Source organism: Synechococcus sp. WH 8101 (assembly GCF_004209775.1).
GTDB lineage: Bacteria > Cyanobacteriota > Cyanobacteriia > PCC-6307 > Cyanobiaceae > Synechococcus_C.
Genome location: NZ_CP035914.1, coordinates 1,016,686 through 1,043,250, shown reverse-complemented (window position 1 = coordinate 1,043,250; position 26,565 = coordinate 1,016,686). Strand labels below are relative to the sequence as shown.

At 61.0% G+C, this 26,565-nt stretch carries 38 protein-coding genes; 19 read left to right on the top strand and 19 right to left on the bottom strand.

Features of this window, described 5'->3' with window-relative positions; translation table 11 throughout:
- Nucleotides 1–107: 107 nt before the first annotated feature.
- The 3 genes from SynWH8101_RS14050 to SynWH8101_RS05260 form a co-directional block, all read right to left on the bottom strand.
- Nucleotides 108–272, bottom strand: coding sequence for a hypothetical protein (locus SynWH8101_RS14050; protein WP_165380927.1), 165 nt, complete (start codon nucleotides 270–272; stop codon nucleotides 108–110).
- Between the two features lie 435 nt (nucleotides 273–707).
- The gene (locus SynWH8101_RS05265) at nucleotides 708–947 is read right to left on the bottom strand and encodes a hypothetical protein (protein ID WP_130128868.1); all 240 of its coding nucleotides are present in this window, start codon (nucleotides 945–947) and stop codon (nucleotides 708–710) included.
- Nucleotides 947–1,141, bottom strand: a complete 195-nt coding sequence (locus tag SynWH8101_RS05260) for a hypothetical protein (RefSeq protein WP_130128867.1) — start codon at nucleotides 1,139–1,141, stop codon at nucleotides 947–949. The genes SynWH8101_RS05265 and SynWH8101_RS05260 overlap by 1 nt, the downstream gene beginning before the upstream one ends.
- 255 nt (nucleotides 1,142–1,396) lie before the next feature.
- Here SynWH8101_RS05260 and SynWH8101_RS05255 point away from each other — a divergent pair, with 255 nt between their 5' ends.
- The 7 genes from SynWH8101_RS05255 to SynWH8101_RS05240 all read left to right on the top strand — a co-directional run bounded on the left by SynWH8101_RS05255 (nucleotide 1,397) and on the right by SynWH8101_RS05240 (nucleotide 3,458).
- The gene (locus tag SynWH8101_RS05255; protein ID WP_007102601.1) at nucleotides 1,397–1,594 is read left to right on the top strand and encodes a hypothetical protein; all 198 of its coding nucleotides are present in this window, start codon (nucleotides 1,397–1,399) and stop codon (nucleotides 1,592–1,594) included.
- The gene (locus SynWH8101_RS05250; RefSeq protein ID WP_130128866.1) at nucleotides 1,591–1,995 is read left to right on the top strand and encodes a PIN domain nuclease; all 405 of its coding nucleotides are present in this window, start codon (nucleotides 1,591–1,593) and stop codon (nucleotides 1,993–1,995) included. The genes SynWH8101_RS05255 and SynWH8101_RS05250 overlap by 4 nt, the downstream gene beginning before the upstream one ends.
- A 147-nt stretch (nucleotides 1,996–2,142) precedes the next feature.
- Complete coding sequence (locus tag SynWH8101_RS14505; RefSeq protein ID WP_255423182.1) at nucleotides 2,143–2,268, top strand: hypothetical protein; 126 nt, start codon at nucleotides 2,143–2,145, stop codon at nucleotides 2,266–2,268.
- Entirely contained in the window at nucleotides 2,259–2,429 is a 171-nt protein-coding gene (locus tag SynWH8101_RS14045; protein WP_165380926.1) for a hypothetical protein, read from the top strand. Before SynWH8101_RS14505 ends, SynWH8101_RS14045 begins: the two co-directional genes overlap by 10 nt.
- 128 nt (nucleotides 2,430–2,557) lie before the next feature.
- Nucleotides 2,558–2,788 carry a thermonuclease family protein gene (locus SynWH8101_RS14400; RefSeq protein ID WP_254428058.1) on the top strand — a complete coding sequence of 77 codons (231 nt, stop codon included), beginning with the start codon at nucleotides 2,558–2,560 and terminating at the stop codon, nucleotides 2,786–2,788.
- 3 nt (nucleotides 2,789–2,791) lie between these two features.
- Complete coding sequence (locus SynWH8101_RS14395) at nucleotides 2,792–3,154, top strand: thermonuclease family protein (RefSeq protein ID WP_370587023.1); 363 nt, start codon at nucleotides 2,792–2,794, stop codon at nucleotides 3,152–3,154.
- Nucleotides 3,099–3,458 carry a hypothetical protein gene (locus SynWH8101_RS05240; RefSeq protein ID WP_254428057.1) on the top strand — a complete coding sequence of 120 codons (360 nt, stop codon included), beginning with the start codon at nucleotides 3,099–3,101 and terminating at the stop codon, nucleotides 3,456–3,458. The genes SynWH8101_RS14395 and SynWH8101_RS05240 overlap by 56 nt, the downstream gene beginning before the upstream one ends.
- A gap of 143 nt (nucleotides 3,459–3,601) precedes the next feature.
- On the opposite strand, the gene SynWH8101_RS14605 is transcribed toward SynWH8101_RS05240, so the two are convergent.
- From SynWH8101_RS14605 to SynWH8101_RS05225, 3 genes are read right to left on the bottom strand one after another with little or no spacing between them, the layout of a single operon-like run.
- Complete coding sequence (locus tag SynWH8101_RS14605; protein WP_130128864.1) at nucleotides 3,602–4,000, bottom strand: SRPBCC domain-containing protein; 399 nt, start codon at nucleotides 3,998–4,000, stop codon at nucleotides 3,602–3,604.
- Nucleotides 3,997–4,263 carry a non-oxidative hydroxyarylic acid decarboxylases subunit D gene (locus SynWH8101_RS14600; protein ID WP_130128863.1) on the bottom strand — a complete coding sequence of 89 codons (267 nt, stop codon included), beginning with the start codon at nucleotides 4,261–4,263 and terminating at the stop codon, nucleotides 3,997–3,999. The genes SynWH8101_RS14605 and SynWH8101_RS14600 overlap by 4 nt, the downstream gene beginning before the upstream one ends.
- 9 nt (nucleotides 4,264–4,272) lie before the next feature.
- Nucleotides 4,273–5,715, bottom strand: coding sequence for a UbiD family decarboxylase (locus SynWH8101_RS05225; protein ID WP_130128862.1), 1,443 nt, complete (start codon nucleotides 5,713–5,715; stop codon nucleotides 4,273–4,275).
- Nucleotides 5,716–6,001: 286 nt separating this feature from the next.
- On the opposite strand from SynWH8101_RS05225, the gene SynWH8101_RS05220 reads away from it, so the two are divergent.
- On the top strand, nucleotides 6,002–7,612 hold the full coding sequence (locus SynWH8101_RS05220) for a thiamine pyrophosphate-binding protein (RefSeq protein ID WP_130128861.1): 1,611 nt from the start codon (nucleotides 6,002–6,004) through the stop codon (nucleotides 7,610–7,612).
- A gap of 308 nt (nucleotides 7,613–7,920) precedes the next feature.
- On the opposite strand, the gene SynWH8101_RS05215 is transcribed toward SynWH8101_RS05220, so the two are convergent.
- Together SynWH8101_RS05215 and SynWH8101_RS05210 are read right to left on the bottom strand one after the other, a co-directional pair.
- The gene (locus SynWH8101_RS05215) at nucleotides 7,921–8,172 is read right to left on the bottom strand and encodes a Nif11-like leader peptide family natural product precursor (RefSeq protein WP_130128860.1); all 252 of its coding nucleotides are present in this window, start codon (nucleotides 8,170–8,172) and stop codon (nucleotides 7,921–7,923) included.
- Nucleotides 8,173–8,234: 62 nt separating this feature from the next.
- Complete coding sequence (locus SynWH8101_RS05210; protein ID WP_254428056.1) at nucleotides 8,235–8,501, bottom strand: galactose oxidase; 267 nt, start codon at nucleotides 8,499–8,501, stop codon at nucleotides 8,235–8,237.
- A gap of 69 nt (nucleotides 8,502–8,570) precedes the next feature.
- On the opposite strand from SynWH8101_RS05210, the gene SynWH8101_RS05205 reads away from it, so the two are divergent.
- Nucleotides 8,571–9,047, top strand: coding sequence for a hypothetical protein (locus SynWH8101_RS05205; protein ID WP_254428055.1), 477 nt, complete (start codon nucleotides 8,571–8,573; stop codon nucleotides 9,045–9,047).
- Between the two features lie 168 nt (nucleotides 9,048–9,215).
- On the opposite strand, the gene SynWH8101_RS05200 is transcribed toward SynWH8101_RS05205, so the two are convergent.
- A complete protein-coding gene (locus SynWH8101_RS05200) occupies nucleotides 9,216–9,758 on the bottom strand; it encodes a hypothetical protein (RefSeq protein WP_130128859.1) in 543 nt (180 codons plus the stop codon).
- A 410-nt stretch (nucleotides 9,759–10,168) separates the two neighbouring features.
- Here SynWH8101_RS05200 and SynWH8101_RS05195 point away from each other — a divergent pair, with 410 nt between their 5' ends.
- From SynWH8101_RS05195 to SynWH8101_RS05185, 3 genes are all read left to right on the top strand, one after another.
- Nucleotides 10,169–10,441: an RNA-binding protein gene (locus tag SynWH8101_RS05195; RefSeq protein ID WP_130128858.1), complete on the top strand. Its 273-nt coding sequence runs from the start codon at nucleotides 10,169–10,171 to the stop codon at nucleotides 10,439–10,441.
- 186 nt (nucleotides 10,442–10,627) lie between these two features.
- Nucleotides 10,628–10,771, top strand: coding sequence for a chlorophyll a/b-binding protein (locus SynWH8101_RS05190; RefSeq protein ID WP_130128857.1), 144 nt, complete (start codon nucleotides 10,628–10,630; stop codon nucleotides 10,769–10,771).
- Between the two features lie 4 nt (nucleotides 10,772–10,775).
- On the top strand, nucleotides 10,776–11,012 hold the full coding sequence (locus SynWH8101_RS05185) for a chlorophyll a/b-binding protein (protein WP_130128856.1): 237 nt from the start codon (nucleotides 10,776–10,778) through the stop codon (nucleotides 11,010–11,012).
- On the opposite strand, the gene SynWH8101_RS05180 is transcribed toward SynWH8101_RS05185, so the two are convergent.
- The 3 genes from SynWH8101_RS05180 to SynWH8101_RS05170 all read right to left on the bottom strand — a co-directional run bounded on the left by SynWH8101_RS05180 (nucleotide 10,906) and on the right by SynWH8101_RS05170 (nucleotide 12,929).
- Nucleotides 10,906–11,868 (bottom strand): hypothetical protein, encoded by a 963-nt coding sequence (locus SynWH8101_RS05180; RefSeq protein ID WP_174719499.1) that lies wholly within the window; start codon nucleotides 11,866–11,868, stop codon nucleotides 10,906–10,908. The two genes, SynWH8101_RS05185 and SynWH8101_RS05180, sit on opposite strands and share 107 nt — an antisense overlap.
- A 428-nt stretch (nucleotides 11,869–12,296) precedes the next feature.
- Nucleotides 12,297–12,659 (bottom strand): hypothetical protein, encoded by a 363-nt coding sequence (locus SynWH8101_RS05175; RefSeq protein ID WP_130128855.1) that lies wholly within the window; start codon nucleotides 12,657–12,659, stop codon nucleotides 12,297–12,299.
- Nucleotides 12,660–12,731: 72 nt separating this feature from the next.
- On the bottom strand, nucleotides 12,732–12,929 hold the full coding sequence (locus SynWH8101_RS05170) for a type II toxin-antitoxin system HicB family antitoxin (RefSeq protein ID WP_130128854.1): 198 nt from the start codon (nucleotides 12,927–12,929) through the stop codon (nucleotides 12,732–12,734).
- Nucleotides 12,930–13,030: 101 nt separating this feature from the next.
- Here SynWH8101_RS05170 and SynWH8101_RS05165 point away from each other — a divergent pair, with 101 nt between their 5' ends.
- On the top strand, nucleotides 13,031–14,242 hold the full coding sequence (locus SynWH8101_RS05165; RefSeq protein ID WP_130128853.1) for a glycoside hydrolase family protein: 1,212 nt from the start codon (nucleotides 13,031–13,033) through the stop codon (nucleotides 14,240–14,242).
- 45 nt (nucleotides 14,243–14,287) lie between these two features.
- The gene (locus SynWH8101_RS14040; RefSeq protein WP_165380925.1) at nucleotides 14,288–14,455 is read left to right on the top strand and encodes a hypothetical protein; all 168 of its coding nucleotides are present in this window, start codon (nucleotides 14,288–14,290) and stop codon (nucleotides 14,453–14,455) included.
- A gap of 245 nt (nucleotides 14,456–14,700) precedes the next feature.
- Here SynWH8101_RS14040 and SynWH8101_RS14035 read toward each other — a convergent pair whose 3' ends face one another.
- From SynWH8101_RS14035 to SynWH8101_RS05145, 5 genes are all read right to left on the bottom strand, one after another.
- Nucleotides 14,701–14,871: a hypothetical protein gene (locus tag SynWH8101_RS14035; protein WP_165380924.1), complete on the bottom strand. Its 171-nt coding sequence runs from the start codon at nucleotides 14,869–14,871 to the stop codon at nucleotides 14,701–14,703.
- A gap of 298 nt (nucleotides 14,872–15,169) precedes the next feature.
- Nucleotides 15,170–15,988, bottom strand: a complete 819-nt coding sequence (gene blaOXA, locus SynWH8101_RS05160; RefSeq protein ID WP_370587022.1) for a class D beta-lactamase — start codon at nucleotides 15,986–15,988, stop codon at nucleotides 15,170–15,172.
- 118 nt (nucleotides 15,989–16,106) lie between these two features.
- Entirely contained in the window at nucleotides 16,107–16,484 is a 378-nt protein-coding gene (gene mscL / locus SynWH8101_RS05155; RefSeq protein WP_130128852.1) for a large conductance mechanosensitive channel protein MscL, read from the bottom strand.
- Between the two features lie 102 nt (nucleotides 16,485–16,586).
- A complete protein-coding gene (locus SynWH8101_RS05150; protein WP_130128851.1) occupies nucleotides 16,587–16,907 on the bottom strand; it encodes a hypothetical protein in 321 nt (106 codons plus the stop codon).
- A gap of 96 nt (nucleotides 16,908–17,003) precedes the next feature.
- Nucleotides 17,004–19,190 (bottom strand): AAA family ATPase, encoded by a 2,187-nt coding sequence (locus SynWH8101_RS05145; protein ID WP_130128850.1) that lies wholly within the window; start codon nucleotides 19,188–19,190, stop codon nucleotides 17,004–17,006.
- Nucleotides 19,191–19,287: 97 nt separating this feature from the next.
- Between SynWH8101_RS05145 and SynWH8101_RS05140 the strand changes: the two genes are divergently transcribed.
- From SynWH8101_RS05140 to SynWH8101_RS05125, 4 genes are all read left to right on the top strand, one after another.
- Nucleotides 19,288–20,235, top strand: coding sequence for a hypothetical protein (locus SynWH8101_RS05140; RefSeq protein WP_130128849.1), 948 nt, complete (start codon nucleotides 19,288–19,290; stop codon nucleotides 20,233–20,235).
- Between the two features lie 61 nt (nucleotides 20,236–20,296).
- Complete coding sequence (locus SynWH8101_RS05135; protein WP_130128848.1) at nucleotides 20,297–20,998, top strand: outer membrane protein; 702 nt, start codon at nucleotides 20,297–20,299, stop codon at nucleotides 20,996–20,998.
- Between the two features lie 110 nt (nucleotides 20,999–21,108).
- A complete protein-coding gene (locus SynWH8101_RS05130) occupies nucleotides 21,109–21,984 on the top strand; it encodes a hypothetical protein (protein ID WP_130128847.1) in 876 nt (291 codons plus the stop codon).
- A 156-nt stretch (nucleotides 21,985–22,140) separates the two neighbouring features.
- Nucleotides 22,141–25,668, top strand: a complete 3,528-nt coding sequence (locus SynWH8101_RS05125; protein WP_130128846.1) for a protein NO VEIN domain-containing protein — start codon at nucleotides 22,141–22,143, stop codon at nucleotides 25,666–25,668.
- Between the two features lie 11 nt (nucleotides 25,669–25,679).
- On the opposite strand, the gene SynWH8101_RS05120 is transcribed toward SynWH8101_RS05125, so the two are convergent.
- Together SynWH8101_RS05120 and SynWH8101_RS05115 are read right to left on the bottom strand one after the other, a co-directional pair.
- Nucleotides 25,680–25,982: a type II toxin-antitoxin system RelE/ParE family toxin gene (locus SynWH8101_RS05120; RefSeq protein WP_130128845.1), complete on the bottom strand. Its 303-nt coding sequence runs from the start codon at nucleotides 25,980–25,982 to the stop codon at nucleotides 25,680–25,682.
- On the bottom strand, nucleotides 25,963–26,196 hold the full coding sequence (locus SynWH8101_RS05115; RefSeq protein ID WP_130128844.1) for an addiction module protein: 234 nt from the start codon (nucleotides 26,194–26,196) through the stop codon (nucleotides 25,963–25,965). The genes SynWH8101_RS05120 and SynWH8101_RS05115 overlap by 20 nt, the downstream gene beginning before the upstream one ends.
- 106 nt (nucleotides 26,197–26,302) lie before the next feature.
- Between SynWH8101_RS05115 and SynWH8101_RS05110 the strand changes: the two genes are divergently transcribed.
- The gene (locus SynWH8101_RS05110) at nucleotides 26,303–26,560 is read left to right on the top strand and encodes a plasmid stabilization protein (protein WP_130128843.1); all 258 of its coding nucleotides are present in this window, start codon (nucleotides 26,303–26,305) and stop codon (nucleotides 26,558–26,560) included.
- The last annotated feature ends 5 nt before the right edge of the window (nucleotides 26,561–26,565 follow it).

Genomic DNA, 26,565 nt, shown 5'->3' with positions numbered 1-26,565 from the left:
ACAGACTTTTAGGCGGCCCTGGACACGTAGTGGCGTGACTTCCCTGGAAGTCACGGTCAAGCATCCGACCTAGCTGGCACTGGTTGATCAAAGCTGATCCCCTCAGCTCACTGGCGGCCGGTCTTCTTGACAATCTCTTTGCTGGTGATCACCGCCACCGGCTTCTTTTTCTTGGGCAGTGCACCATCCTGGAGCACCAGGTAACTCGCCATCGAGAGCATCAGGCCCAGCGCAGCGACGGTGCTCCACCCCAAGCGCCTGCTCCTGTTCATGCTCTCCGCAAAGGATCCTTCTTCAACCTTGCAGATCAGGACAGCTCGACACAAGCCCCTCACTCCAGCTCCTGCTCGATTGACGCCATCGCACCACCCCTCAGCATCGCAAACTCAGCCATCGGCCATCGATGCGTGAACCTTGATCTTTGGGCTCCGGCAAACCGCGCCGATGTGCCGATCGCTACCGCGCCCCCAGCTGGCGCTTGCATTCCGCGAACGTGACCTCGCTGGTCACATCACCGTTGTGGTCAAGCACGCGGTAGGTCTCTCCCGTGCTCAAGCATTGACTGCGAGCCATCAAAAACGCCCGCAATTCGGTTTTGTACGCAATCACAGACAGTTTTCAGAAATCAATTCAGCAGCATCGCCCCGCTGGACAGAAGCTCACGACGGAACCGCTGAGCTGTTGTGATCGGCGACGCTTTTGGCGCCTCACCCCTTGCTGATCAGGTCCAGTTGCTGGATCTCGGTCGGCAGCATCAGGGTGCGCCAATCCCCCCGCTCGGTGCTCACCTCCACGCCGATCGAGGCCTGATAAAGATCCAGGGTCCGGTTGCGGCTCCATCGGCGTGCCGCATCCAGGGCCTCCTGCAGAGACGGGTAATCAACATCCAGATAAGGGTGGGGCTGCATCGCAGCATCGGTGAGGCGATAGCGGCGCTCGTCTGGCATCAGCTGTTCTCAGCAAGGGTCGTGTCGCTCAGCGGTGCACCCTCGAGCTCCAGTTCCCGCACCAGCTCAAAGGCGGTCCAGACGTCCTCCACCTCCCGGCAGTGATGGTCGGTGTCGCAGACCCGGTAGCGACCAGCCTGCAACCGCTCAATCGAAGACCCGCGCGGGGTGCAGGCCACAGCAAAGGCAGGCATGAGTCTCAGGCGTCTCAGGATTGTCTAGTCCGGATCCGCGGGCCCTGTTGTGATCGATGCAGCACTTGGGCCGCGATCAGTACAACCACTCACTTCTCGGTTGTCTCATCCAGGTATTTCTCGCCACTGGGATTCAACAGCTGCTGCTGGCGGCTGGGAGGGCACCGCATTGACAAGGGCTGCCATGCTGACCTCAAAGTCCGATTCTAGGAGACCCGAACCATGAAAGTTACCGTTGAGCTATCAGACTCTGAGATGAGCGAAATCCTTGACCTGACGGGCGAGCGCAAGAAGGGGCCCGCCATCCGCCGTCTGATGGAGGAGGCCCTGCAGCTGCGGCGCAGGGCTCGGATTGCCCAGAAGTTTCTCAACGGTGAGTGGGGGGTGGAGTTGGACACCTATGAGGCCGACCAGGAGCGCGAACGAAGGCGCGCTCAGGAGCTCAGTTCATGACCCTGCTCGTTGACACCAGCCTCTGGATCGACTTCACCCGGAGCCGCAGCCCGCTAGCCCTGAAGCAATTCATTGCGCCATATGTGCTGGATCCCACAGCCCACCTGGCTGAACCGGTGCGTTTCGAGGTGCTCCGCGCCGCGACGGGGCGGGAGGCTCGCCAGCTGCAGGCCCAGTTCGCCAGCTTGCCCCTGCTCACCACCCCAGAGAACCTCTGGCAACGGGCCATCGATCTTGGCCAAGCCTGCCGTCAGATCGGCCGCACGTTGCTGAGCCTGGATCTGCTGATAGCCGCAGTAGCCCTGCACCACAACGCCGTGCTGGTCACCTTTGACGCCGACTTTGAAGCCATCGCCTCGGTGAGCGCTCTGCGTCTCAACCGCCTGACCCGCCCTGTCTGAACCCATGACCGACCATCCCGTCAAACGCCACAAGAAGCTGATCGAGAACGCGATTCCTCTGAAGGCAATCCAACGGATCCGGGATGCCCTGGTGTTCTGAGGAGCGCAGCGCAGCTGATCCGCAATGACGCCCGGCCGCACCGTTGGGTGGCGCTGCAACTCGATAACCGGGCCTGGGGTCTGTTCTGGGCCGGTGGTGGCTTACAACGTTGCCGCGAATTGCTGGCCGAGCAGGTCATGACGCCGAGGCCTGCTCCGCTCTGGTGCCCGTGACAGCGGATCGGGTCCTGGAGCTGGTGCTCAGCGGGCAGCAGCACTCCACCACCACCTCTGGCCACACGCCGAGCGCTGGAACCGAGCGCCGCGCCCTGCCCTCCTGGCCCGTGCCTGCAATGGCAGGTTCCGATCCTTGGCGGCTGGTGCTCATCACCTGAGCGATCTGGCTGGCCCTCCTCGCGGCGATCGTCAGTGATTTTGTTGTGCTGCTCGAGCGTCAGAACCGGACGCTGAAGTTGTTGTTGGAGCGCACGGAACCCAGCCTCGAGCAGAGCACGGATCGGCCTTGAGAAGACGGTTCCGAACTCTGCTCGGCCCCCTGCTTGGCGCCTGTCTGCTCGTAGGGCTTGGTGATTGGCAGGTCCACGCAGCCCCCGCCAACGTGGTGTCGGTCGGCGATGGCGACACCCTCAGGGTGCGCAAGGCGGGGCAGACGATCACCATCCGCCTTGCCTGCATCGACGCGCTGGAGAGCAGCCAGAAACCCCATGGCGCCCAGGCCAGCCAGGCGCTCTAAGCCCTGGTTCCGATCGGCAGTGGCATCGATCTGCGCATCAAGACCACCGATCGCTACGGGCGCTCCATTGCCGAGATCACTCGCGGTGGGCGCAACATCAACCAGGCCCTGGTGGCCTCAAGAGCAGCGTTTGTTTACTGGCAGTACATCAAAGGCTGTGACCGGCAGACCTACAGCCGCCTGGAAACCGAGGCGCGCCTCAAGGGTCTTGGCGTCTGGAGCACAGGCCGCGGCATCACCCGCACCGGGGACCCCGGATGCCCTGCTTCTCCTGGCCAACGCGGGAGTTCTCCCCGCCAGCGCTGGAGCCATGGACCCGCGTTTTTCCGCCGAGGCTCTCACCAGCTGCATCAGCCGGCTGCTTGAGGTGAAACAGCAGCAGGAACTGCTCGCCGCCGAGCAGAAGGAACTGAACGAACAGCTGCGTCTGGCTCACCTACGCGGCGACCTGCACCAAACGCTCCCAGCCGGCAAGGACGGCAACGGCTATCAGATCACTCCAGACCTTGTCCTCAACCGGCGACAGGGCCGCAAGCAGTGGAGCTACTCGATCGATTGCAAGGAGATCGAATGTCAGCTCAAGGCCCGTCAGCGCTACGAACAGCAGAGCGGTCTGGCCAGCTACAGCCTCAGCGCTGCCTTCTGGGAAGTGCGGGCGAGCAAGGGCTGAGGCATCTCACAAAAAAATCACTTCATCAAAAGCCCCGGGTGATCACCCGGGGCTTTTGATGAACATCTGAGCAGGCCCACCAGTCAAGTCTCAATGGCGCTCAGTGCGACGGACTGAGCGCTGTCGCGCAGACCTTGCCCTGCCTATTGATCGACGTAAGCCTTCAGCCGATGAAGCACATGCCCCCAATGCGTATTACACCTAGGGAGATGCGGATCAGCGGGATCCCAGCCGTCATGGCTCAACTCAATCGATGATTGTTGGCCTGACGCACGCAGCTGAAAAGTAAGGGCTTTACCGGTCGAAGAACCAGGGCCCTGTGTGCACTCTTGGACAATCTTAGAATTAGGAATCAGCTCGCGTGTTGTCCAAGTGAATGTCGGCCCTTCGTCGCTCTCCAGCGTCAGAGTTTGACCAATCGCGACCTCTCCATTCACCTGACCGCAGTGCCATCGAGCAATTTGGTCGAGGTTTGTGAGCGCTTGATATACCTCGGCGGGCGAAGCCTTCACGTTGATGCTGTGCTGCAGTGAGATCGTCATTGCTTGGCCTCCCGGCGGGTATTGTCTTTGAGTGGGGGAATCGCTGGCATCACAGGGAAGCTGGAAAGATCATTGGGATCAATCTTAAAGACTGGGTCATAAAGGTCAGGATTGGTCATTGAAGCTGGCTCTGTGCTTCTCCACGTAAACATGCAAGTGGTGCATCGGTAGAGTTCCCAGGCCCCATGAACGGGTGAACGGAACTGAACCTCCGTTGTTTTGCAATTGCAGCGAGGGCAAGTTGCGAAGTCTGGATCTGGCATGACTCGAGGTTAAACGGCAGATGACGAAATGGACTGCATCAGCTCTTGAAGCTTTGGCAGCCAATCCTGGGCCTCAGGAGGATCCTTGATTTGCATGGAATAATCTCCGTGATCATCGGGCGGCACGGGTGTCGCCGCATCGAGAATCATTTTGTGAGAGATGCCAACAGGATCGGAGCCAGGGTCCAATGCCAGGATTGAGCAACCCGGAATAATCACACAGTCAAACTTCGGATTGAACTTAGTTGACAGCGCCCACATCACTTGCGGAAGGTTATAAGGATCCACATCGGCATCAACGACGATCACAACCTTGGCGTAACCGGTTCCATGTGGCGTCTGCAAGACAGACATTCCGATTGTTTTAGCAAAACCACCAACGCGCATCTCTGTCGAAACGATCACCACAAGGCCGTGGGTATACAAGGCATTAACAGCGACGACCTCGGGAAACTTCTCTTTAAGTTGCACATAGAGAGCAGGACTTGTGTTCAAGAACATGTAGTCGATCTCTGTCCATGGCATGCCAATGGCGCAGTACTCATAGAGCGGCTTGGTACGGTGATAAACCCTCGTCACCTCGACGCTGCACATATTGCGAATACCCGAAAGATGCCCCGTAAACTCTCCGTAGGGACCATCGGGCTCTCGAACACGGGGCAAGATCTTCGCCTCGAGAACATATTCAGCACCCCAGGGCGCCTGTAATTTGCTATCCAGGGTGACAACAGGATAAGGCTCTCCACTGAGAGCACTGCACATATTGTATTCATCTTGACCATAAAGCAATGGCATACTGGCCACCAGCGGAAGCAGCGGCTCGTTGCCTATCGAGATCACAATGTCAAGCGGCCGATTGCTTTCTTCAGCGGCTTTGAAGTGAACAGCAATATCATGATCGGGCACCATCTGGATGCTCAGATGCCTAGGCCCCTTAACCTGCAACCTGTACATCCCCACATTCTGCTGGTCAAAGTCATCCATGTGATCCGGATGCCGTGACACAATGGAGGCCTTGTTGATGTACAGCCCTCCATCTCCAGAATTAAGGCGAAAGTGGGGCATCAATGCAAATAGGTTGATTGCATCCCCTTCGAGGCAATTCTCCTGCCATGGCGCAGATTCCCGCTCCTCGATACAGCCTTTCGAGAAGTTTTGATATCTACGATTAAACTCTGAAGCAAGTTGCTTCAGTGGCGTATTTTTGGGCATTCCAAAAGCAAGCGCAATATTCGGCCATGAGCCATGAACATTTGCCGCCAAACACGTCTCTTCGGTGTAGCCCTTAATATTCTCAAACAACAAAGCTGGCGCCGTCTCGCCAAAGCCTTTATTATTAGCACTCATAGCTGCCGAGATATCGGGCTCCGGCAACACTGCTTCCTGAATGCGAAGCAACTGCCCCTCTTCCTCAAGCTTGGCCAGAAAAGCCCTGAGATCCTTAAAAGACATAAATAAATAATGGCGGCTGGACGAACATTGCCAAGCGGCTTGGGGCCATGCTCAAGAAAGCCTTGTCGTGTTCAACCGGAAACTAGCCACACTCAAAGAAATGAGCAAAACGAGGAATCGCCCAGCAATACAAAGCAACATTATGTTACATTCCTCTATGCGATAGTCAAACCGGTCGTCAGGAAACAACAGTGGCGGTTTTTTGATGTAATACCAAATACATCTGGGCTGCCGTAAACGGTGAAGGCTTCTAAGGTGCGATCAAGCAAGCTGAGCTCGAATTCTGATGACCTACACCGGAGGCGATCTGATCCGCGATTTTCTGGATCTTGAAGAAATCTCATACGTCTTCGGCAATCCAGGAACCACAGAAACCACATTTCTCGATGCGGTGGGGCGCTCCAAGGCTCAATACCTCTTGGCGCTTCACGAATCGAGTGCCGTGGGGATTGCAGCGGGATACGCCATGGCGACCCGCAAGCCCGCGATCGTGAGTCTCCACACCTACCCGGGCTTGGCGAATGGTTTGTTCAACATGCGCAACGCCCTTCTCTCGGGGGTGCCGTTGCTGGTGATGAATGGTCAACAGGACTCCCGTTTTCTGATCCATAACCCAGTACTGGGAGCCCCCAACGCCCAACTGGCTGAAACAGCCACCAAATACAGCTTTGAGGTTGCGCAGGCGGAAGATCTTCCGATTGCCCTGCAGCGCTGTTGGCTACAGGCCCGTCTTCAACCGAGTGGTCCGGTTTTTCTCTCAGTTCCCATGAATTTCATGCAGGAACCGATGGCTGAGGTGGGGCTGCGGCGCACAACAGTGCTTGATGACGTGGTGCCAGCCGGCCTGCATCAGCTCGCCCATGCATTGCGTGACCCTGACGCTGGACCCATGGCCATCGTGGCCGACTACGCCGTGGGGGCATCAGGTGCTGTGACGCACCTCAGCCAGCTGGCCTCTCATCTGCAAGCCGATCTGTATTCAGCACCATTCCATGTGCAGGGCGTGGTGGATCCCTTGCATCCCAACTACAAGGGGCAATTGCCAGCTACAACCCGTGAGATCCGGAAGCTCTTAAGCCAATACAAACGCCTGCTGTTACTCGGCGAGAAGATCGACACCTTCACCTTCAATGGCGAACAGGCCATTCCGGCCAACCTCAAGATCTTCCATCTCGCTCCCTCAACGCGCCAGTTGGGTTTCGATTACCCCTGTGACCTCGCGGTTCTGGGCGATGTGGGCGCCTGCTTGAAGGCTTTGGTCGATCAGCTCGCTGCTCCTGCGTTACCCAGTTTTCAGTGCGATGACGCCACGCTGTTGGCTCAACTGCGGGCGGAGTATCCAGATCATGGAGCTCATGCAAGTGACGCCCTGATACTGGATGTGTTGCAGCAGCTGCCACGCCAGTGTCACCTCATCACCGAAGGGTCTTCAGAAGATGCATTGGTCCAGCGGATGGCCATCACACTGGGCTTCAGCAACGTTCATTTCGCACCCCGTGGGGGTGGTCTGGGCTGGGCGATGCCACTGGGTGTAGGCCTGTCACTGGGTTCGAAGCAGCCTGCGGTATGTTTTGTGGGTGATGGAGGCGCTCAGTTTTCAATCCACTCCATCTGGAGCGCTGCGCGTTATCGCATCCCTGTGGTGTTCGTTTGTTTTGTGAATCGTGAGTACCGAATCCTGAAAGACCTTTGGTGTGGAGCCCTCAATACAAGTTTCGATCAGGCTCAATTTATTGGTCTTGATTTTGATGATCCGGCACTTGACCTGCAATCCATTGCCCGTGGCTACGGCGCTCGCACAAGCTGGTTGCGCGATACAACCACGGTGGAGCAGGAGATTCAAGCAGCGCTTCAGCATCAAGGCCCTTCCTGTCTATTCATCGAACGGGAACCCTGACGCGTTAACCCCCCCGAGCGATGCCCGGGGGTCCTGAACCAATCAATAGTCCAATAGCTGTAGATGGTCGAAGCTGCGGGCGTTGGCGGCTGGGGCCGAACGTTCCATATGTTGGCGATTCGATCAAATCGGAGGCACCTAAGGAGCCTTTGTAAAAACCAGACAGCAATTCTCCATTTGATGCAGGCTGCCAGGTATCGGAGGCCGATTGATGGTGGGAATGGGGTAATAAAAGGAAGTAAACCCCTGTCAATACAGGGCTGACAGCGTGTAAGCTTAGAGTGAAACCTAGGAAGAATAGCAGAGGATTATTTAGTACAGTAAGAATTAGAGGTAGGATAGGTAGAATAACAGTACAGTACACCACCAGCCACACCTTCCAGATCCTCTTCTGAAACCTCTGCCTGAGCTCTCATCATTTCCTCAGCAGAAATCACAAAGCCCGCAGTCTTAGCAATCTCCACCACGGCATCCACATCTTTTACTGTCTTTAGCTTCTCTTGAAGACCTGATTCAGCCTTGACGGCTTCCAGGAATGCTTTGAGTTGCTCTTCTGACATGAAAGCAAAATCGCTTCAAAGTTCTTACCTGCTCAGAGGAACCGGGTCAATCCCAGACCGCCTCACCCCACTTCCGGCGCCCAGCCCTGCCGCAGCGCCTGTGCTTCGCTCCAGCCATGACAGCGGCGGCTGAGGTGTTCACCCTGGGCGATCAGGCCCTGATGCAACTGGCAACAGAGCAGGGTGATGCAGCTCGCGCCGGCGTGATGGCGAAACCAGTGGCAGGTCATGCAGACCTGGCGGCTGCGGCTGGGCCGGAGCAGTTCGGGTGGCAGGTAGGGCCAGCCTTCGCAGTCAGCGCTCACTGGCACCATCACGGGCCTCTGCACTTGTGTCTTTTCCTTCGTCACGCGAGCCATCCTCAATGCGTACGCATGCACTAGCGAGAATTGACTTGGTTGTCTGCCTCCTGTTCAGCGCTTCTGGCGGATCCTCTGCAACGCAACCGATTCCAGATCCCCGGAACCCTTTCAGGCCTCACGCCTTCCTCCTTGCACGCCCTCTTCCGTTCTGCACTCAACCTGCTCCCCAAAGTCCTGCCGCTGCTCTCCTGGCCGCAGCAGTCCTGCACATCCGCCCAACAAAACGACGCTGTGCTTCCTTCAAGCATCACCAACGAGACCGACGCGCTCAGCGGTCTTGATGCCATTCACTCCCTCGCCGCTTTTGAACAGGGCGATTGGCTGGCGGAACTCGATCTGCTCCAGCTCGCCTCAGCCCTGCGGCAGACCGCTTCTGAGCAGGGTTTTTATGAGGGCCGGCTCTTTGATCTGATGATCGCCATCGCCGACGTTCTCGAAACTGATCACGGCTGGGATCTGGAGCAGGCCGATGCCTGGCTCGATCGCATGGGCCTTTGGGAGACAGAGCTCTAAGAGCTCCGCCGCTCACTGGTGTTCCGCTTAGGGTTTACCGCACCTGCTGAGCCCAGTGCATTTTTTAACGCCTTGGCGCTGATATGACTGGGCTGCAGCAGCTGCGCTGACCACCCATACTGTTAGAAAACTCTCAAGGCCGCTCCGGATGCAGTAGCGATACAAGCATCACGTTGGCAGCACCAATGCATCCGAGTTGGGATGATCTTGACGAAATAAACGATCATCAGCTGCGCGACGACATGTGAGCATGAACAATGGCATTTCAATCCCAAATGCGTGCTCAAATTGCGCCACAACACCTTTAGTCTGGCTGAGACCGCATGCCTCAATGGCATGACCCAGACCTTGGCGTGGCTGATCAGTGAGCGCGGCGAACAGTTTGTTGAGACGGAACTCCTGCAAGGCTTGCGACAAGCTGATACCACGCGCCTGCATAAAACTCAGATCCAGACAGTCCTGACTAATCCCAAGGAGAGCGGGCAACTGACTGAGATCAATTGACTCTTGAAAGTGGAGGCCAAAGTACTCACGCACCTTGACAATAATCTGCATCGGGCTGTCGCAGATGACAGGAAGAACAGACGCCCCATACCTGAATGATTGTTCAACCATCGTGCGCTGCACCTCCTCTGCTAGAGCGATATAAACCTGATCCCAGGCTGGCGACCAGCAAGCAATGCTGTCAACAAGAAACGGGAAATCACGCAATTCTCAACCCGACTTCGTCTCACTTCATCCCGCGACACAAATGAATACATTCAGCGTAAATCTATGGTGATTCAGGCAATTGCGAGCCGCCCTGACGATCCAAGCCATCATGGATGCGTACGCCGGCGGCTCCTGCTTGGCGTGCCGAGGGGGAAAGGCGCCGCCAAGGCGGCCCTTTTTCATAACGGCCAGCCAGCTCCTTCAGCAGAACAGAGCTAGCGCCTCGCAATGGACGATCTTGCAAGCGTCCATGCATGGGTGTAGAGTGAAATCGATTCAATGACCTCTCTCGGGCGGGTTTCTCTTTCAAGCGGCGAGTCTCACGAGCTTCCGGGCTCGGCATTCCTCCACTCGACCAGTCACTTTCTTCAGGGCTATCAGCGAATCGGCTTCATAATTGGATTTATTGAATGACAATTTACGTTGGCAACCTCTCCTTCGACGCCGAAGTTGAGGACCTTCAACACCTCTTTTCTGAGTACGGATCGGTCAGCAAGTGCAGCCTACCTCTGGATCGCGAAACCGGTCGCAAACGCGGTTTCGCGTTTGTCGACATGGCCGACGCCAATGCCGAAAACAAGGCCATTTCCGATCTTCAGGACGTGGAGTGGATGGGCCGATCGATCAGGGTGAACAAGGCCGAGCCTCGTCCCACACCTTCGTTCAGCAACAGCCGCTGGTGAACTCGTTCCCAACCGCTCAACCGATGTTGCATGCAATGGGCATCCAACGGATCGGCCGCTCTGGGATCAGCCTGAGATGCCACTAGTGACTTGCCAAGCCTGAGCACAGCACAGACCCTGAGGGTAAACCGCCATCGGCAACCTCAGGTCTTAACAATCAATTAGCCCCAATACTCTGCACAACAAATGACTGAATCTTCTGGACGCTTTGGCTTCGTTGAATTTGCCGAAACCTGGAATGGCCGTCTCGCCATGCTCGGTTTTGTCATCGGCCTCGGTACCGAATTGCTCACTGGCCAGGGAATCCTGTCCCAGATCGGCCTCGGTTGAGGTCATGACAAACACTCCCGCCAACGAGAAGTGGTATCAAGACCGCGCATCTCACCAGATCCATCTTGAGCAACTCAAGCGCGTTGAGCTGTACAACGGCCGCGCCGCCATGCTTGGGATCGTGATCGGCATCATCACCGAAGGATTGACAGGTGCTGGTATTGCACACCAGATCGGCCTTGGTGCTCTGGTCGATGGCTTTGCCGCCTGCCGAACACAGTTTCTACCGTTCTGCTTGTGAGTCTTGCGGGTGAAGCCCGCAGCACAAATCTTGGAACCCCTGGGCATGGCTTAGGGGTTTTCTTTGTGCTGGTCGCGAGCGGCCGGAGCCCATAGGTCGCCACCATCGCAAACACCCAGCCCCAGAGCACGTCCTCCTCCATCACCTGATCCAGCCAGGTCTCAATCGCCGCCGTGCTCGGAATCCGGCGGCGTGACTCACCGGCTGCCAACAGCGCCACCTTTTTCTTGTTCACCATCGCCTTGAGCTCCTCGCTCAGGTTCTCCGGCGCAATCGCACCAAAACCCGCGCGCCGCAGCAGCGACACCACCTCCCGTTTCTGACGAAACCCCTGGCGGTGAGTGGCCACAGGCACCAACGGCTCAGAAAAGTCAACCAGGTTGGCGCGCAAACTTTCGCCGGTGTGGAGGGCAAAGCGACGTACGTCCGCCTCAGTGGCGGCACGCTCAGGAGGCAACAGACGGAAATAGCCCTGGCCCTTGAACGGCCCCACCAGATTCATGTTCACCCCCTGACGGCGCTGAAACGCCACCACCGCCTCACAAATCTCTGACCAACAGGGAGCGGGACGCACTGCGGGCTGATCCCCGTCCTCTCCTGGGCGGCTGAGCAATTCCTCGAGGCTGGCCTCAGGCAGCTTGCGCGCTTCACTGACCAGGCGGAAGCAGAGCGCCTCAATCGCCTGGTCGTCCTTGCTTGAGCAACCGCGCACCGAACGTTCTCTGACCCGACGCCCAGGCAGGTTTTCGTAGACGCTCACCCAACGGCTGTTGTGCCCCGCCCTCAGGCGGAATGGCAGGTGATGGGCCCGCAGCACGCCGTTGGCGCGGCTGAGGGCACTGTTGGCTTGTGTCATCGCTCAGTGGCTTTACGGAGAGGATTCCCCAGCCGCGTGTCGATTTACCTCAGGCCCCCCAGAAGGAGCCCGTCATGTTTGGGGGTGTTTGGGGGAAACCCCCAAACATTTGGCGCAATCAGCGACGTCTCAGGTCTTTCTCGGACTCATTCCGCCCGAGCAGAGAGGCCTCGAAACCCCTTGCGATCGCTTGGGCCGCAGGAGAAATACCCTGCAGTCCAACGGATCTCGAATCATGGGTCGCCTGAGATTCGAACTCAGGACCAATCGGTTAAAAGCCAAATGGCGAACAACCAAAACCCAATGACTGCAAGCGTCCACCTGTCGCTATGCCAAGAAAAATGCCAAGAAGAAAGAGAAACGAGGTCTCTCAAGATTAGGCAATTGAATCTCCAGAAAACGAGACTGTGATGAGACGAATGATCGACTCAAAGCCGCTCCCGCCCGTTCCCGGGCACCGAGCTGCCCAAGGCAAGTCCGGCCAGGATGCTCAGGCCCTGTTTCACGGCGTCATCGATTCGGTTCTGGGGGCGTTCACAGAACAGGCTCACCGTCTGCTGGGCGTCGGCGGTTCCGGCTGGGGTTTGGGGTTTGGCATCTGGATCCAAGACCAAGCCGTTCTCGGCCGCTGAGGGCTGGTGCTTCTGCTGCCGCTCCAGCCTGGGCAGGCCGTTGACGCGCAACACCAGCCAGCTCAGGGCCGTGCAGTTGAGGAGATCGAACGCCAGTGTGGCCCCCTGAAACCCCAGGATCCCAGTCGAAATCCAGACCACCAGGCGGCGGGATGTCATGGCGCGCATCAACGAACAGCGCCATAGGGTTCCGGGGCAGAGCTCAGAGCAGCTCGCGGAATTGCTGAGGAGTCAGACCGCCAGCTCCAGCGTCTCCACTGTTTTCACGCCGGCCTCTTCTGCCTCCACCTCCAGCCAGAGCTGGATCGCTTCGCGGATGTTCAGCAGCGCTTCATCGCGGCTGTCTCCCTGGGAATGACAGCCGGGCAGATCAAGGCAACTCACCGACCAGCCTCCATCGGTTTCCAGCAGGCGTATGCGGTAGGACATCGAGCCCAGTCGATGGAATCAACCTATCGACGCTGGCGGGCAACAACCGGCGGGTCTGGCTCCAGATCCCGGAACCCTCTGGGGTTCCCCGCTCCGCCGCAATGCCACTCACCCCCGAGGGCTGGACCCTGCTCAAAAGCTGGGAGGGCTGCGAACTGTCGGCCTATCCCGATCCCGCCAGTGGCGGTGCTCCCTGGACCATCGGCTACGGCCACACCGGGCCAGATGTGGTGCCTGGGCTGACGATCAGCCAGGCGCAAGCCGAGGCCTGGCTCAAGCAAGATGCGGCCGTGGCGGCCGACGCTGTCGATCGGTTGCTCCGGGGTGTTGACCTGACGTCTCGCCAGCGCGATGCCCTGATCAGCTTCTGCTTCAACGTGGGGGCAGGAGCGCTGGAGCACTCGACCCTCCGCAAACGCCTGCTTGCTGGTGAACCAGCGGCGGCGGTGATCGCCGAGGAGCTGCCCCGATGGTGCAAGGGCCCCAATGGTCCGGTGGAAGGGCTCATACGACGCCGGGCGGCTGAGGTGGCCCATGCGGCAAGCCAAACCCGAGCGCAGCAAGAGGCCTCAGAACCGCTCCAGCTCCTGGACGCCGTGCGTCACCACAGGGATCTCCCCCACCAGCGTCAGGCCTGGCAGTTGCTCCAGCGCAGCCTCACGGCCGAGCAGTTGATCGCCTTTGCCACCGCCTTTCGGGCATCAGGCACAGAAGCCACAGCAACCCGACCGCCCAAAGCTCCAGCCAAACCAGGCCTGCTCCGGCTCCCCGTTCCGTACCTGAGCCAGAACGACAGCGTCACCGGCCAGGGCAGCCGCATGTGCTTTGCCTCCAGCTGCGCCATGGCCGCTGCCTACCTGAAACCCGTAGCCCTCAACGGCAATAGCCAGTTGGACGATCAATACCTGGCCCTGGTGCAGCGCTACGGCGACACCACTGACGCCAGCGCCCAGGTGGCGGCGCTCCGGAGCCTGGGGCTAAAGGCGCGGTTCAGGACGGATGGCTGCATCGACCACCTAATCGCCCAGCTCCAACGCGGCATCCCCTGCCCGGTGGGTTGGCTGCATCAAGGCCCTGTCTCCTCCCCCACGGGCAGCGGTCACTGGAGCCTGGTGATCGGCTGGGATCCTGCCAAGCGCCAGTTCCTCATGCACGACCCCAACGGCGAGGCCGATCTCATCAACGGCGGCTACGTCACCACGGCGATCGGCAGCGGCGAGGCGCAGCGTTATTCCGAGCGCAACTGGGGTCGCCGCTGGATGGTGGAGGGCGCCGGCAGCGGCTGGTGGATAGAGATCAGCGCGGGGACCTGACGTGCCAAAGCGGGGAACACTTCCAGCAGTTGCGCCCGATCACCCATGACCTTCACTCCCGCCATGGCGACCATCCCCCTGCACAGCGATCACCATGTGCGGGTTGGATTGGAAGCCCAGCTGCGCCAGTGCTGGGCGATGTACAACGCTCTGCCCACAGAGGCCAACCGCTATCAACTGGTGCGTTTGGAGCGCCTGCTGCAGAGCATTTGATGGCATGACACCCACCAGGGGTGTTACAACCCAGCCAGAGCAGAGGATGACAACTGCTTGTCCAAGGAGGTCTGAGGAGGCCTCCTTTTTTAGTGGCAACACAAGGCGGATCGAACCCGCGGGGTGATGGCGATTAGCGGCACGCCAACACAGACACTCAGCTGACAGCCGGTCGGCGTTTCACAGCAAGGCCGTTCAAAGCGTGCTTGAGAGCTGCGACAGACGTCGCGGAGGCCATCACAGCGTTAATGGAAGATCTGTTCCAAAACAACACCATCTCGATCCACCAGTCGATAGACGCGACCAGTCAGCCGAGCTTTCGCCTTGGCCGTCATGTAAGCCTTGAAGTGATTAGTCCTCAAAACTTCATCACGCCAGACGAGTTCGCCACTTGCGCGGCTTTGAATCACGATCACCAGGGTGCAGCATCTCGCCAGTTGCGTTCACACTGTCCTGGGTTCCGACCCAAATGCAACGAAATCTACGGATGGTCTTCGGGTTCAAGAGATTCCGCAGGAATTCAGAAGAAAGCCACTCTGTGCGTGCTTGTCGCGACATTGCCAGTCCCATCAACCCAGCGGGCACGCAACCACCGTCTATAGAAAAGGGCCATGCATCCCTGACCGAGAAACAGCACCAGGTTCCGTAGACACACTCCTCCAGAGCCTGGGTCAGCACTGAGAGAACCAGGCACACAAGCGTGCAGGAATTGGATCAACGTGCCGCCTTCTGATCATCAACAGGCAACACTCCCAACAGCTGCAGGCTGCGCCGACCTAATTGCTCACGCTTGGGGGCATCGTCACTGCCCTTCATGGCGATGTTGAGCGCAAAAGGAGTGATGCGATCGCCCTGTTGCACCCAACCCACCCACCAGCCCACACCGGCGCCGGGAGCGTTCTGCCAACCGGTCTTGGCATGAAGGCTCCAGCCAGGGCCGCGATCGATGCGCGTGATCTCAGCTACCTGCTGCTGGGCGACCACAGGGAACGACAACGTGCGTTTGGCCAGGCCCAGGAGGAATTGCGTTTGCTCAAGGGCACTGATCGCCAGCGGCCCACGCAGCCAAAACGTGGTGACGTTGCCGCCAATCCGCTCGTTGCCGTAGTGCAACTGCTGCAGGGCGATTTGCATGCGCTGCAACCCAATCCGCCGGGCCAGCTCCTGATACAGCGGCACATTCGACACCTTGATCGCGCCGCGCATCCCCATCGGCGCTAGCCACTCGCGCATGAACGGGTTGGGATCACCCTTGTAGGGAATCAGCTCATCAGGGTTGGCCACTACCCCAAGCGAGAGGGCGATCAGGCTATTGGGGATCTTGAAAGTGGAAGCAGGAGAGAAGCGCTGCTCTGCACGCAACCCGTTGTGCCCGCGCCACACGCCGTTGCGCTCATCCAGCACCACGAACGTGCCCTCCACTCCAGCCTTCTCAAACAGCGGTTGCAGAAGCGGTTCCTCTCTCCAGGTGAGCGCCGCCGCCGGTGTGACGTGGATCAGCGTGAGGGCAGCACCAGCCAGCAAAGCCCGCAAACCACGTGCCATTCGCGTCCTCCTAATGCAGGCATTGTGGCCATCGTTCCTGATCAAGGCATGAGAAAACAGGCCGCCAGAGCGGATTCGTAGGGGACAGAACGACACCGGGCCTGGTTCAGAGCTGGCGGCGATCCAGGGCATCCGCCAAGCGGGTCACCGCTGCGGCCAGCTGGGCCTGAGTCTCTGGGGGAGCCACGGCTTCCTCCTTTCGACGCAACGACTCAATGGCGCGAATGATCAGAAACACGACCAAAGCGATCACCAGAAAATTGATCACCGCCACCAGGACGGCACCAGCTGGCCAATCGGCAATGGCATCAATGTTCGCGGCTTTGAGAGCAGGTTCAAGCAATGACCCCATCACCAGGCTCACCACTGCATCCACCACCTTCCCAAAGGCTCCACCGATCACCACCGCGACGGCAAGATCCACCACATTGCCGCGATTGATAAAAGCCCTGAAATCAGTGAGAAAGCTCCGTGTGCGTCCCATCGCTGGAGAGAACAAGAATCAGTGGTTCAGCCATAGGGTGCCTCACAAATCCGGGTCGATCCCAAGATCTCTGCAGATTCGCTCCAAAGGGCAGCACTCCCCTCAGCGGGTCTTGACGCAGTAGCGCCCGGAGCTGAACCAGCCCATCGGGCAGCTGTTGCCCTGCTTCTCCATCGCCTCGCGTTGATTGCTCGGGCTGCTCAGGCAGTAGTTGCCCGAGGCGTAGAAGCCGATCGGGCAGCCGTTGCCCACCTTCTCAATTGCGCCGCGGCTGTTGCCGCTCTTGCTTGGCACGCAGTAATCCCCTGAGGCGTAGTACCCCACCGGGCACCCGCCCACTTTCGGGAGAGGGCGCACCGGTTGCTGGGCCAGGGCTCCTCCCAAGCTAAGTGCCGCGGCGATGGGAAGAACAAGTGAGCTCATCGTCGCCAGAGCGGACTCAAGCCCACATCCTGCAAGAGCGTTGCTGCTCACTGGCGTCTTGATGCGTGACCCGCATGGATGGCTGTATCAGGAGCGTCAGTCCCGCCGCAGCCGGCTGCGAAAAAACACAGGCTCATCATCAGCGGCGGTGTGTGTCTGGCTGCTGTTGGCCGCCAGCGTGTCCTGGCAGCGCTCCACCAACTCCTGCCGCAATACCTCCGGCTGCTCGATTCGGATCCCGCCGCCAAAGGCGAACAACCAGCTGCGCAGATCCACATCCCGTGCCACCGTCCAGGGCGGCAGGTCCAGTTCCACCGGGTAGGGATGGCTGGCCTCGGCCGGGCCGGGCGGCAGCATATGCGGCGCCTTTGGGTGATGCCACCAGCGATCAGCCGGCAACGGCCTTGAAAAGCGGGTGTGCTCGATCGGGTAGCGCTGCAGGCCCTCACGAATGAAGGCAAAGGCCCAGGGCGCGCAGCAGAAGCGCAACGTCACCAGCGCCCTCTGGCACCGCTGACCCGCTGCACTGCCCAGAATCAACTGTTGCTCGAGGTCCTCCCCGAAATAGATCCCGCCGCTCAGGTGCAGCAATCGCTCCAGCCGCAGCAACGCCGCCTGATGCGCCTGCTCCGATCTGCGCAGATCACCGCGACTGCAAGAGCCGCGCAGCGACAGGCGATCCAGCCGTTCACTGCGGATGAGGCCCTGCTCCGCGCCGATGTGATCCTCCTCAAACAGCAGGTACCAGCCGACGTTGTGAAAGATCAGCTGCAGCGGCCACACCCGCAGCTCTCCCGCGGGGCTATCGGCAAAGCTGCCCATCCCGTCGTAGCGGTGCAGCAGCACCCGGCGGTGTTCCACAATCGCCGCTTCGATTCGCTCCGCCTGGCGCGGTGCCGCCAGCGCATCGCGCCGCACCAGGGCGCTGTCCACCGACGTATGGCGGGCGTAGCTGCGCACCGGTGCTCCAGGATCCAGATCAATCCCAGCCCAGCGCAGCCGCTGTTCCAGCTCCTCCAGCAGATCCAGGGCCGAGGGATCCGCCAGCCGGCCCGCAGCCTGACGCACCACGTTGTGGAGCTCCTGAAGCCGCAGCGGTGAAAGCAGCGCTGTGCCCAGGCAATAGCCATGGCGAACGTTGTCGTTGCGCGAGCGGAAGCCGTAGGGGCTGAGCAGCTTCTCCAGGTCCTTGCGCAGCGTTGCTGTTTCACCGGGCAGATAGCCGCCGGGGATGGCACTGGTGGCCGCAATCAGGTGCTCATGCAGATTGGCGCCGCGCTCCGCCGGGCGATCAAAGGGCGACTGCAACAGGTGGCGCAGCAGGGTCATCACCCGGATAAACACCGGAGCATCACCCAGGGGCGGCAGACCACCGTTCAGCGGTCCCTGCAGCTCCGGTGCCCTGATCAGCGGTGCCAGCTGAATCGGTGCCTCCACAGGCAGGGCGCTGCAGAAGCCATTGGCTTCCAGCCAGGCCAGATCACCTCGGATCGCCGCCGCATCGCTGTAGCACTCCCCATGCAGCCGCCCCAGAAAGGCCGCTGCACGCTGCGCCAGATCACCCTCAGGCAGAGGTGAGAGGATCGCTTCCAGCTCCGCGGCGCTGGCAGGGTCGGCCGCCGAGAGATCCGGCCAGCGGCTGAGCAGTCGGATCAGGTAAAGCAGCCGCTCCAAATCGAGCAGGCGCGAGTAGCCATGGCGCTGCAGCTTGCGTTCACGATTCGTGGCCGAGCGGATGCGCCGTTCCAGCCCGGCCAATTCCGCTTGGAGCACCGATGTGAGCTCCTGGTGGTGCGTGGGCACCACAGCGCAGATCGCAGCAAAGCCCTCGGCTCTGGAGGGCCCAAAGTGCGAATCGGCCAGGGCGGCTGCCATTTCCTGAATCACGGGCACCGGTACCGGCCGCTCTCGCTTGGCGTTCCAATCAAGTGAGGTGGGCAAATCGGTGTAGAGCCACCAGCCGATCCACTCCACCGGTGCCGGCAAGTCCAGCGACTGGGTAATCGCCAGCCGCCAGGGTCGCCTGGCGTGGGTGGCATCCACGATCACCGGAGTCCCTGTCGCCACAGCCTCGCGGATGCGCTGGTGCAGCCGTTGCTGGATGTCCGGCCAGGGACCCTGCACTGCTGCATCACCGAACACCTCCGCGCGAATCGCATCGGTGGAGAGCACCACCGCTGGGGACTCGCCAGGGCCCGTGAGCAATGGCGCCAGGGCCCTGGCCAGGGTGGTCTTGCCGCTTGCGGGCTGGCCGATCAGCAGGTGGCAGCGCAGCGGTTCCATGCGGCGGGCTCCGGAGATCACTCCACTCTTTCGCACGAGAAACCGGCGAGCAGGGTGCTCCCCGGCAAAACCTGGCAGCTCTGCAGCGCTTTCTCCTGTGTGTTCTCTCCTTGAGCCTTACCGCACACCGGAGCTGCTGTTGCCGCTCCAGCTGCTCGATCTTCTGGAGCTCTGCGGAACCACAACCGCGGCGGCCCGAGCAGCAGAACTCTCCCAGCCCACCGTGAGTCGCCGCACGCGGCAGTTGCTGCGCGAGCTGGAGCTCCCTCCACCAGGCCCCCGCCAGCCAACGGAGCTGAGCTACGGAGAGAACGCTTGCCTGCATCTGCTGCGTCAGGCCGCACAACTGCATCGCCTCGAGGCCGGTGCCTCTCGCCTGAGTAGTTCACCTTGGTCGCAAGCACTGCTTGAGACCACCCTGCCCACACCGCTGGTCCCGGCGCAGTTTCGTCACCCCCGCTCCTGGCAGGCCCTGGTTCGAGCCCGCATCCTCGACGCTGCTGTGCTCAGCGGCGTTGATCTGGAGCAGCTTCTGGCTCAACCGCTGAAACCCGCGCAAGGCCCAATGGCCTGGGATGACTACATCTTCGTTCCCCTGACCGCAGAACCACTGGGCCTGCTGTTGCCTGACACCTACATAGAAGAAGGCCTAACGCGCTGGAGTGTGGTGGCCGTCCCGGCGCCGTCCCTGGCGCCAGGCCTGGGCGCCTGCACACGCCAACGCCACTGGCACTGTCTCTACGCCCCCAGAAGCTGTCAGTCCGCCCACGACTGGGCAGCATGGCTGAGCGAGCAGAAGCTGCCAGCCCTCGCCACACCCCGCTGGTGCCGCGCCTTGCAGCGGCACCTCCCCAGTTGGCGCTGGTGGCCCCTGTCGCCAGCGACCTGCGACGACCACTGGCTTCTAGTGCTCCAGAACAACTGGGAGAGCCATCCAGTGCTTCCCCAGCTGGCTGGGCAATGGCGATCAGCAATCCAACAAAGCCATGCACAAGCTGAATCGGAGCTAGAGCCAACCAGGGGTCAAAACAGCAGCTTGCCTTAGATCCGCACCAGTGCAGCTGCAAGCTTGTTGCAGTGGCTTCCATCCTTCTGTTTGAGAGCCAATGCGCACTCTTGATCGTCCGCTGCGCTCACTTCTGGTCGCCGCGGTCCTGCTGGTGGGCTCAGCCGCTCAGGTCCGCGCCCAGGAGACGCCAAGCAACGAGCCCAGCCCTGATGCCACCGGCTTCTATGCCACTCTCGGCGTCGGTGCTGCCTGGCCGCAGAACGTCACCGGCAGCACCTCCGTGTTTGATATCGATGTCAGCGGTGACTACAGCCTCGACCCCGGTGTCGCCGTGGAAGTAGGTGCGGGGTATGACTTCGGGGTGGTGCGCGCTGAGCTCACCTACCTCTATAACAACGCAACACTCAACAGCCTGCGGGTCTCGGCGCTCGGTCAGAGCGTCAGCGCCTCGATCAGCAATGGCGGCGTAAACACCAATTCGGTGATGGCCTCGGCCTACGTGGACATCCCCACCAAGAGCCGCATCGTTCCCTACGTCGGTGGCGGTTTGGGTTACACCAACGTGTCCTGGGGGAGCTACAACGCCAGTGCCGGTGGCCTCACCCTCAGCCAGTCCTCCGGCGGCCAGGGGGTATTGGGCTACCAGGGCAAGGTAGGCGTGAGCTACCGCGCCAGCAAGGAAGCCGACGTATTCCTGGAAGCCACGTACCAGGGCACCGCCAGCTTCTCGGTGGAGAGCGTCAGCTACGACCCGCTCAGCAGCTGGGGAGCCCGCCTGGGAGCGCGTTACCGCTTCTGAGTCCCGCTCGCGCCAGCACCTTGACATGAGCTCACTGCTCTTTCGCAGGAAAAACAGCGGACTAAGGGGCTGCTCCGCTGACGCTGTCTGCATCCCGGACCCGACACCCCGTGACCCTCTCCGGCAGATACACCCCGCCGTCGCTCCTGCAGGACCTGCACGTGCTCGATCTCCTGGAGCTGGCGGGCTCCCAGAGCCGGGCCGGCCGGGCCCTGGCGATGCATCAGAGCACCGTCTGTCGCAGCCTGCGGCTGTTGCAGCAGGAGTTACAACTCACACCAGCCACCGCGCCAGCGGTGTGCCGCCACGGCCACAATTCCTGTCTGCATCACCTACGGCTGGCCTACCGGGCCCACCGCCTGATGGCTGGAGTCCTGCGCATCGGCACCGATGTTCTGCACCACGACCTGCTTGAGCGCTGCGGAGCCGTTCAGCCCGTGCCACCGCGCTTTCGCAGTGCCGAGCATTGGGTGGAGCTGATCCGCCATGGCCTGCTCGATGGCGCGATCCTGAGCTCCCTGGCACTGAAGAAACGCTTGCTTTCAGGGCAGGCGCCCCGGTGGGACGGCATCAGCGCCAGTCCGCTGGGCACGATCGCGGTGCAGCTGGTCGCCACCACCGCCGAGGCTCAGCGGGTGCTGCTTCCGGCCCAGGCCACAGCGCCGCTGCTGCATCAGTCGATTGAAGCCCAGGGCCTGCGCATCGAGAAACAACCGGCCGCTTGTCAGGACACCGCTGCCTGGTTGAAACGCGCCACGGATCGGCGGCTAGCGCTGCCCGTGATCCCGGCCCTGGTCGGGGAGAGCTGGCTGAGTAACCACAGCCTTGTGCCGCTGCAGGAGCAACCACCCCTGATCGAGCAGCTCTGGCTGCTCCTGCCTGAGGCCAGCGGAAGCCATAACGCAGTGCAGCAACTTGTCCGCCAACTGCGCTCACAAATCAGGAACAGCGAAACCATGCAGGATCCGCATGAAAACAAGGCCTGATTGCTGTTCAAGGGACCGCAGAATTGCTGCCGGATGCGGCACGTTGATTCACACTGGAGATACAGCGCTGGCTGTGATGGTCCGGGAGTGGTCGACAGCTAAAGCCTTCACACAGGGATCCGTCCCAGGGCTACTCCTATGGAGGCCGCTGCAGCCATGACGGCCCGCCTGGAAGACCTCAAACCAGATGGCCTGGTTCAGGGCCTGGTGGGTCGGGAAGCGGTGCGGATCGTGAGCGCCGAGATGCTCGGCGACATGGCCTGCAAGGTGGTGTATCGCGGCGAGGACGGTGCCCTGGGCGAGCAGCTGGTGTTCCGCACCAACGAAGCGGATCTGGAGCTGGCGGGCGGGGGGCGCAAGTGGAGCTTTGCCGGCAACGGTGATCTGTTCCGGCTGGTGAGTGAGGCCGAGCGGATCCGGCTGGCGTACCTGTTCGACCCCTACGTAGCGGTGAGCAGCAGCACGATCGATCCGCTGCCTCACCAGATCAGCGCGGTCTACGAGCACATGCTCCCCAGGCAGCCAATGCGCTTCCTGTTGGCAGATGACCCCGGCGCCGGCAAAACGATCATGGCCGGCCTCCTGATCAAGGAACTGCTGATTCGAGGTGAGATGGAGCGCTGCTTGATCGTGGCGCCTGGCTCGCTCACCGAGCAGTGGCAAGACGAGCTCAAGGAGAAGTTTGAGCTGCAGTTCGAGCTGCTCACCCGCGACCTGATCAACGCCACGGGGCTGGGCAACCCGTTCGAGCAGCGGCCGCTGCTGATCGCTCGGATGGACATGCTCTCCCGCGATGAGGAGCTGCAGACCCGCCTGGAGCAGGCCCCGGAGTGGGACCTGGTGGTGTGCGACGAATCCCACCGCATGAGCGCCCACTACTTCGGCAGTGAGGTGAAACGCACCAAGCGCTACGACATGGGCCAGCGGGTGGGGAACCACGCCCGCAACCTGCTGTTGATGACAGCGACGCCGCACAACGGCAAGGAAGAAGACTTCCAGCTGTTCATGGCCTTGCTGGATGAAGACCGCTTTGCCGGCCACCAGCGCGATGCCGTGCACCGCAGCGATCCCAATGACCTGATGCGCCGGCTGGTGAAGGAAGACCTTTACACCTTCGCGGGCACGAAGCTGTTCCCCGAGCGCAAGAGCTACACCGCCGAATACGAGCTCTCCGATGCCGAGAAGGTGCTCTACGAGCGAGTCACCGAGTACGTGCGTGAGGAGATGAACCGTGCCGATCGCAATGCCAACGAGCAAGGCGGCGGCAAAAAGCGGGTGAATGTGGGCTTTGCCTTGATGACCCTGCAGCGGCGGCTGGCGAGCAGTCCGTTTGCGATCCATCGCTCGCTGGAACGCCGGCGCGAACGCTTGGAGAGCCGCCTCAAAGAAGAGCGGTTGCTGTTGGAGGGGCGCGGGGCCGAAGCGCGCCTGGGGCTTGACGCCAAGTTTCAACCCGGCGGGCTCAGCGACGACGACATCGACGATCTCTACGAAGAAGACACCGCCGGCGAGATCGAAAACACAGAAGACGCCTTCACCGATAACGCCACCTCAGCCCAGACCCTCGCCGAGCTGGAGTTCGAGATCCAAACGCTCAAGGAGCTGGAGCAGCTGAGCAAGAAGGTGGTGGATCAGCGCACCGATGCCAAATGGCAGGAGCTCGATCGCATCCTCGATGACCCGCTGATGAAGCAGGCCAATGGGGCGCGGCGCAAGTTGGTGCTGTTCACCGAATTCAAAGACACGCTGATGGATCTGGCCGCCAAGATCCGTGACCGGCTGGGCCGGCCGGAGGCGGTGGTGGAGATCCATGGCGGTGTGGCACGCGATCGGCGCCGCCAGATCGTGCACGCCTTCATGAACGACCCCGAGGTGGTGGTGCTCCTGGCCAATGACGCCGCTGGGGAGGGAGTGAACCTGCAGCGGGCCCACCTGATGGTGAATTACGACCTGCCCTGGAACCCCAACCGGCTGGAGCAGCGCTTTGGCCGCATCCACCGGATCGGCCAGAAGGAGGTGTGCCATCTGTGGAACCTCCTGGCCAAAGACACCCGCGAGGGCGACGTCTACATCCAACTGCTGCGCAAGCTCGAAGCGGCGCGAGAAGCCTTGGGCGACAAGGTGTTCGACGTGCTCGGCCAGCTGTTCTCCGGCCGTTCGCTGCGGGAGTTGTTGATGGATGCGGTGCGCTACAACGCTCGCCCCGATGTGAAGGCCCAGCTGGAGCTGGAGATCGAGGGGGCTGTGGATCAGCACCACCTGGAAGATCTGCTGGCGCAGCGGGCCCTGGTACGCCAGGGCATGGATGCCGCCACGGTGGAGCAGTTGCGGCAGCAGATGGAGCGGGCGATGGCGCGCCGCATCCACCCGCACTACGTGCACGACTTCTTCATTGAGGCCTTTCGGCGCTTGGGCGGCAAGCTGAATCCCCGGGAGAAGGGGCGCTACGAGATCACCTATGTGCCGCCGTTGCTCCTCGATCGGAACCAACAGATCGGCGTGGGTGTGCCCGTGCAGGGCCGCTACGAGCGGATCTGCTTTGAAAAGGAGCATGTGGCCGACAGTCCACGGGCTGAATTGGTGAGCCCGGGCCACCCCCTGCTGGAGGCCTGCATCTCGCTGGTGGTTGAGCGCGATGGCTCCGTGCTCGGCCAGGGAGCAGTGCTCATCGATGAGCGCGATCTGGGCAGCGAACCGCGCCTGCTGTTCTGCCTGGAGCACGGCCTGCAAGACGGCCGCAAGACCCGCGCCGGCCAACAGCAACTGATCTCGAACCGTCTGCAGTTCCTGGAGATCAGCCGCTCCGGTGTGGTGAGCCCAGCAGGTTCGGCTCCATACCTCGACTACCGCCCCTTGCGCGATGGCGAACAGGAGCTGGTGGCGCCGTTGCTGCAGGAGAGCTGGCTGTCGCAGGACTGGGATGCGCTGGTGCTCCAACACGCCATGACCACCCTCGTGCCCAGGCATCTGGAAGAAGTGTCGGCGGAACGGCTGGAGCGGATCGCCAAGGCCGAGCGGGAGATCAAGGCGCGCATGCAGCGGGAGATCAACCACTGGAGCCGCCGCTACGAAGAGCTGAAGCTGCAGGAACAGGCGGGCAAACAGGTGCGCCTACCCGCCAAGGTGGCCAAAGACCGCGCCGAGGTGCTCACCAGCCGTCTGGAAAAACGGCTGGCCCAACTCCAGGCAGAAGCGCAGATCACTGCCAAGGTGCCAAACCTCAAGGGCGGCTCCCTGGTGATCCCGGCGGGCTGGTTGTTGGCGCAGCAGGGGCAGAGCGATCCGCAGGGCGTGGATGCAGCGGCGCGCAAACGGGTGGAACTGTTGGCGATGAACGCCGTGTTCGAGGCGGAGAAAGCCCTGGGCCGCATGCCCAAAGACGTGAGCGCCGAACGCGGCCGGGGCTACGACATCGAATCGATCGATGCCGACGGCAACCTGTTCTTTATTGAGGTGAAGGGCCGCACCGATGGCGCCGACTCGGTGACGCTCACGATCAACGAGGTGAACACCGGCCGCAACGCCCCGCATCGCTTCCGGCTCGCCCTGGTGAGTGTGGCCGGTGATCAGGCCACCACACCGGTGTATGTGAGCGGGGTGGACTGGGGCCTACCCGGCTTTGGCGACACGCAGATCACCAAGAACCTGCAGCAGCTGCTCGCCGCAGGGAGGGCACCGCATTGATGAAGCGTTGTCTAGGAGCGCGAGTCAGTCAGCCGCTGAGCAGTCCAACTGGGATCGCGGCGGCAATCAAGGATCGCGTAGATGTCGATCGTGGCCTCCTCGATCAGGTAGTAGAGGGCGAATGGAAACCGTTTGATCAGCATCCGGTGGAAGCCATCCACCTCCAGGTGGATCCCGGCGTAGGTGGGAAGAAGACGCACATCAGCCTCAACGGCATCCAGAAAGCGATCGCCCAGGCCTGGAGCCTGGCGTTCATAGAACACCCAGCCATTGCGGAGGTCTTCCTTGGCGCCCTCAAGGAGCCTGATGTCCACGCAGCTCAGCCCTTAGTTCATCCATGGCCGTGTCCCAGCTCTGGAACCTGGCCTGGCCCTGCTGCACCTGCCCGCATCGACTGCGGAGCACGTCGCGGTGCCAAGCAGGAGATGTCAACTGTTCTGGCGTCTTGGACAGCTCCGCCCAGAGCAGTTCCATGGCCTGGAGTTTTTCGTCGTGCGTCATCTGAGCGAGGGGCAGCTCAACGGCCATCGGCGGCGCTCTCCCTGTCAGACCACACCAAAACCTTAGGCGGATCAGCCAGGCCCGCAAGGGCTAGCGTTGACTGCAATGCTGGCATTGCAGACAGGCAACTCCGATGGCCACCCTCACCATCCGTAATCTCGACGAGCGCACCAAGGCTCAGCTGCGCGTGCAGGCCGCCCGCCATGGCCGATCCATGGAGGAAGAAGCGCGCACGATCCTGCGAACAGCGATCGAATCCAGCCAGGCTGAGGTGCAGGTGGAGCGCCTGGGCAGCCGCATCCATGCCCATTTCGCTGAGCTGGGCGGTGTGGAGCTCGATCTGCTGGAGCGCAGCTCAGCCCCTGCAGCCGCTGAGTTCGAGCCACGCTGACAGCC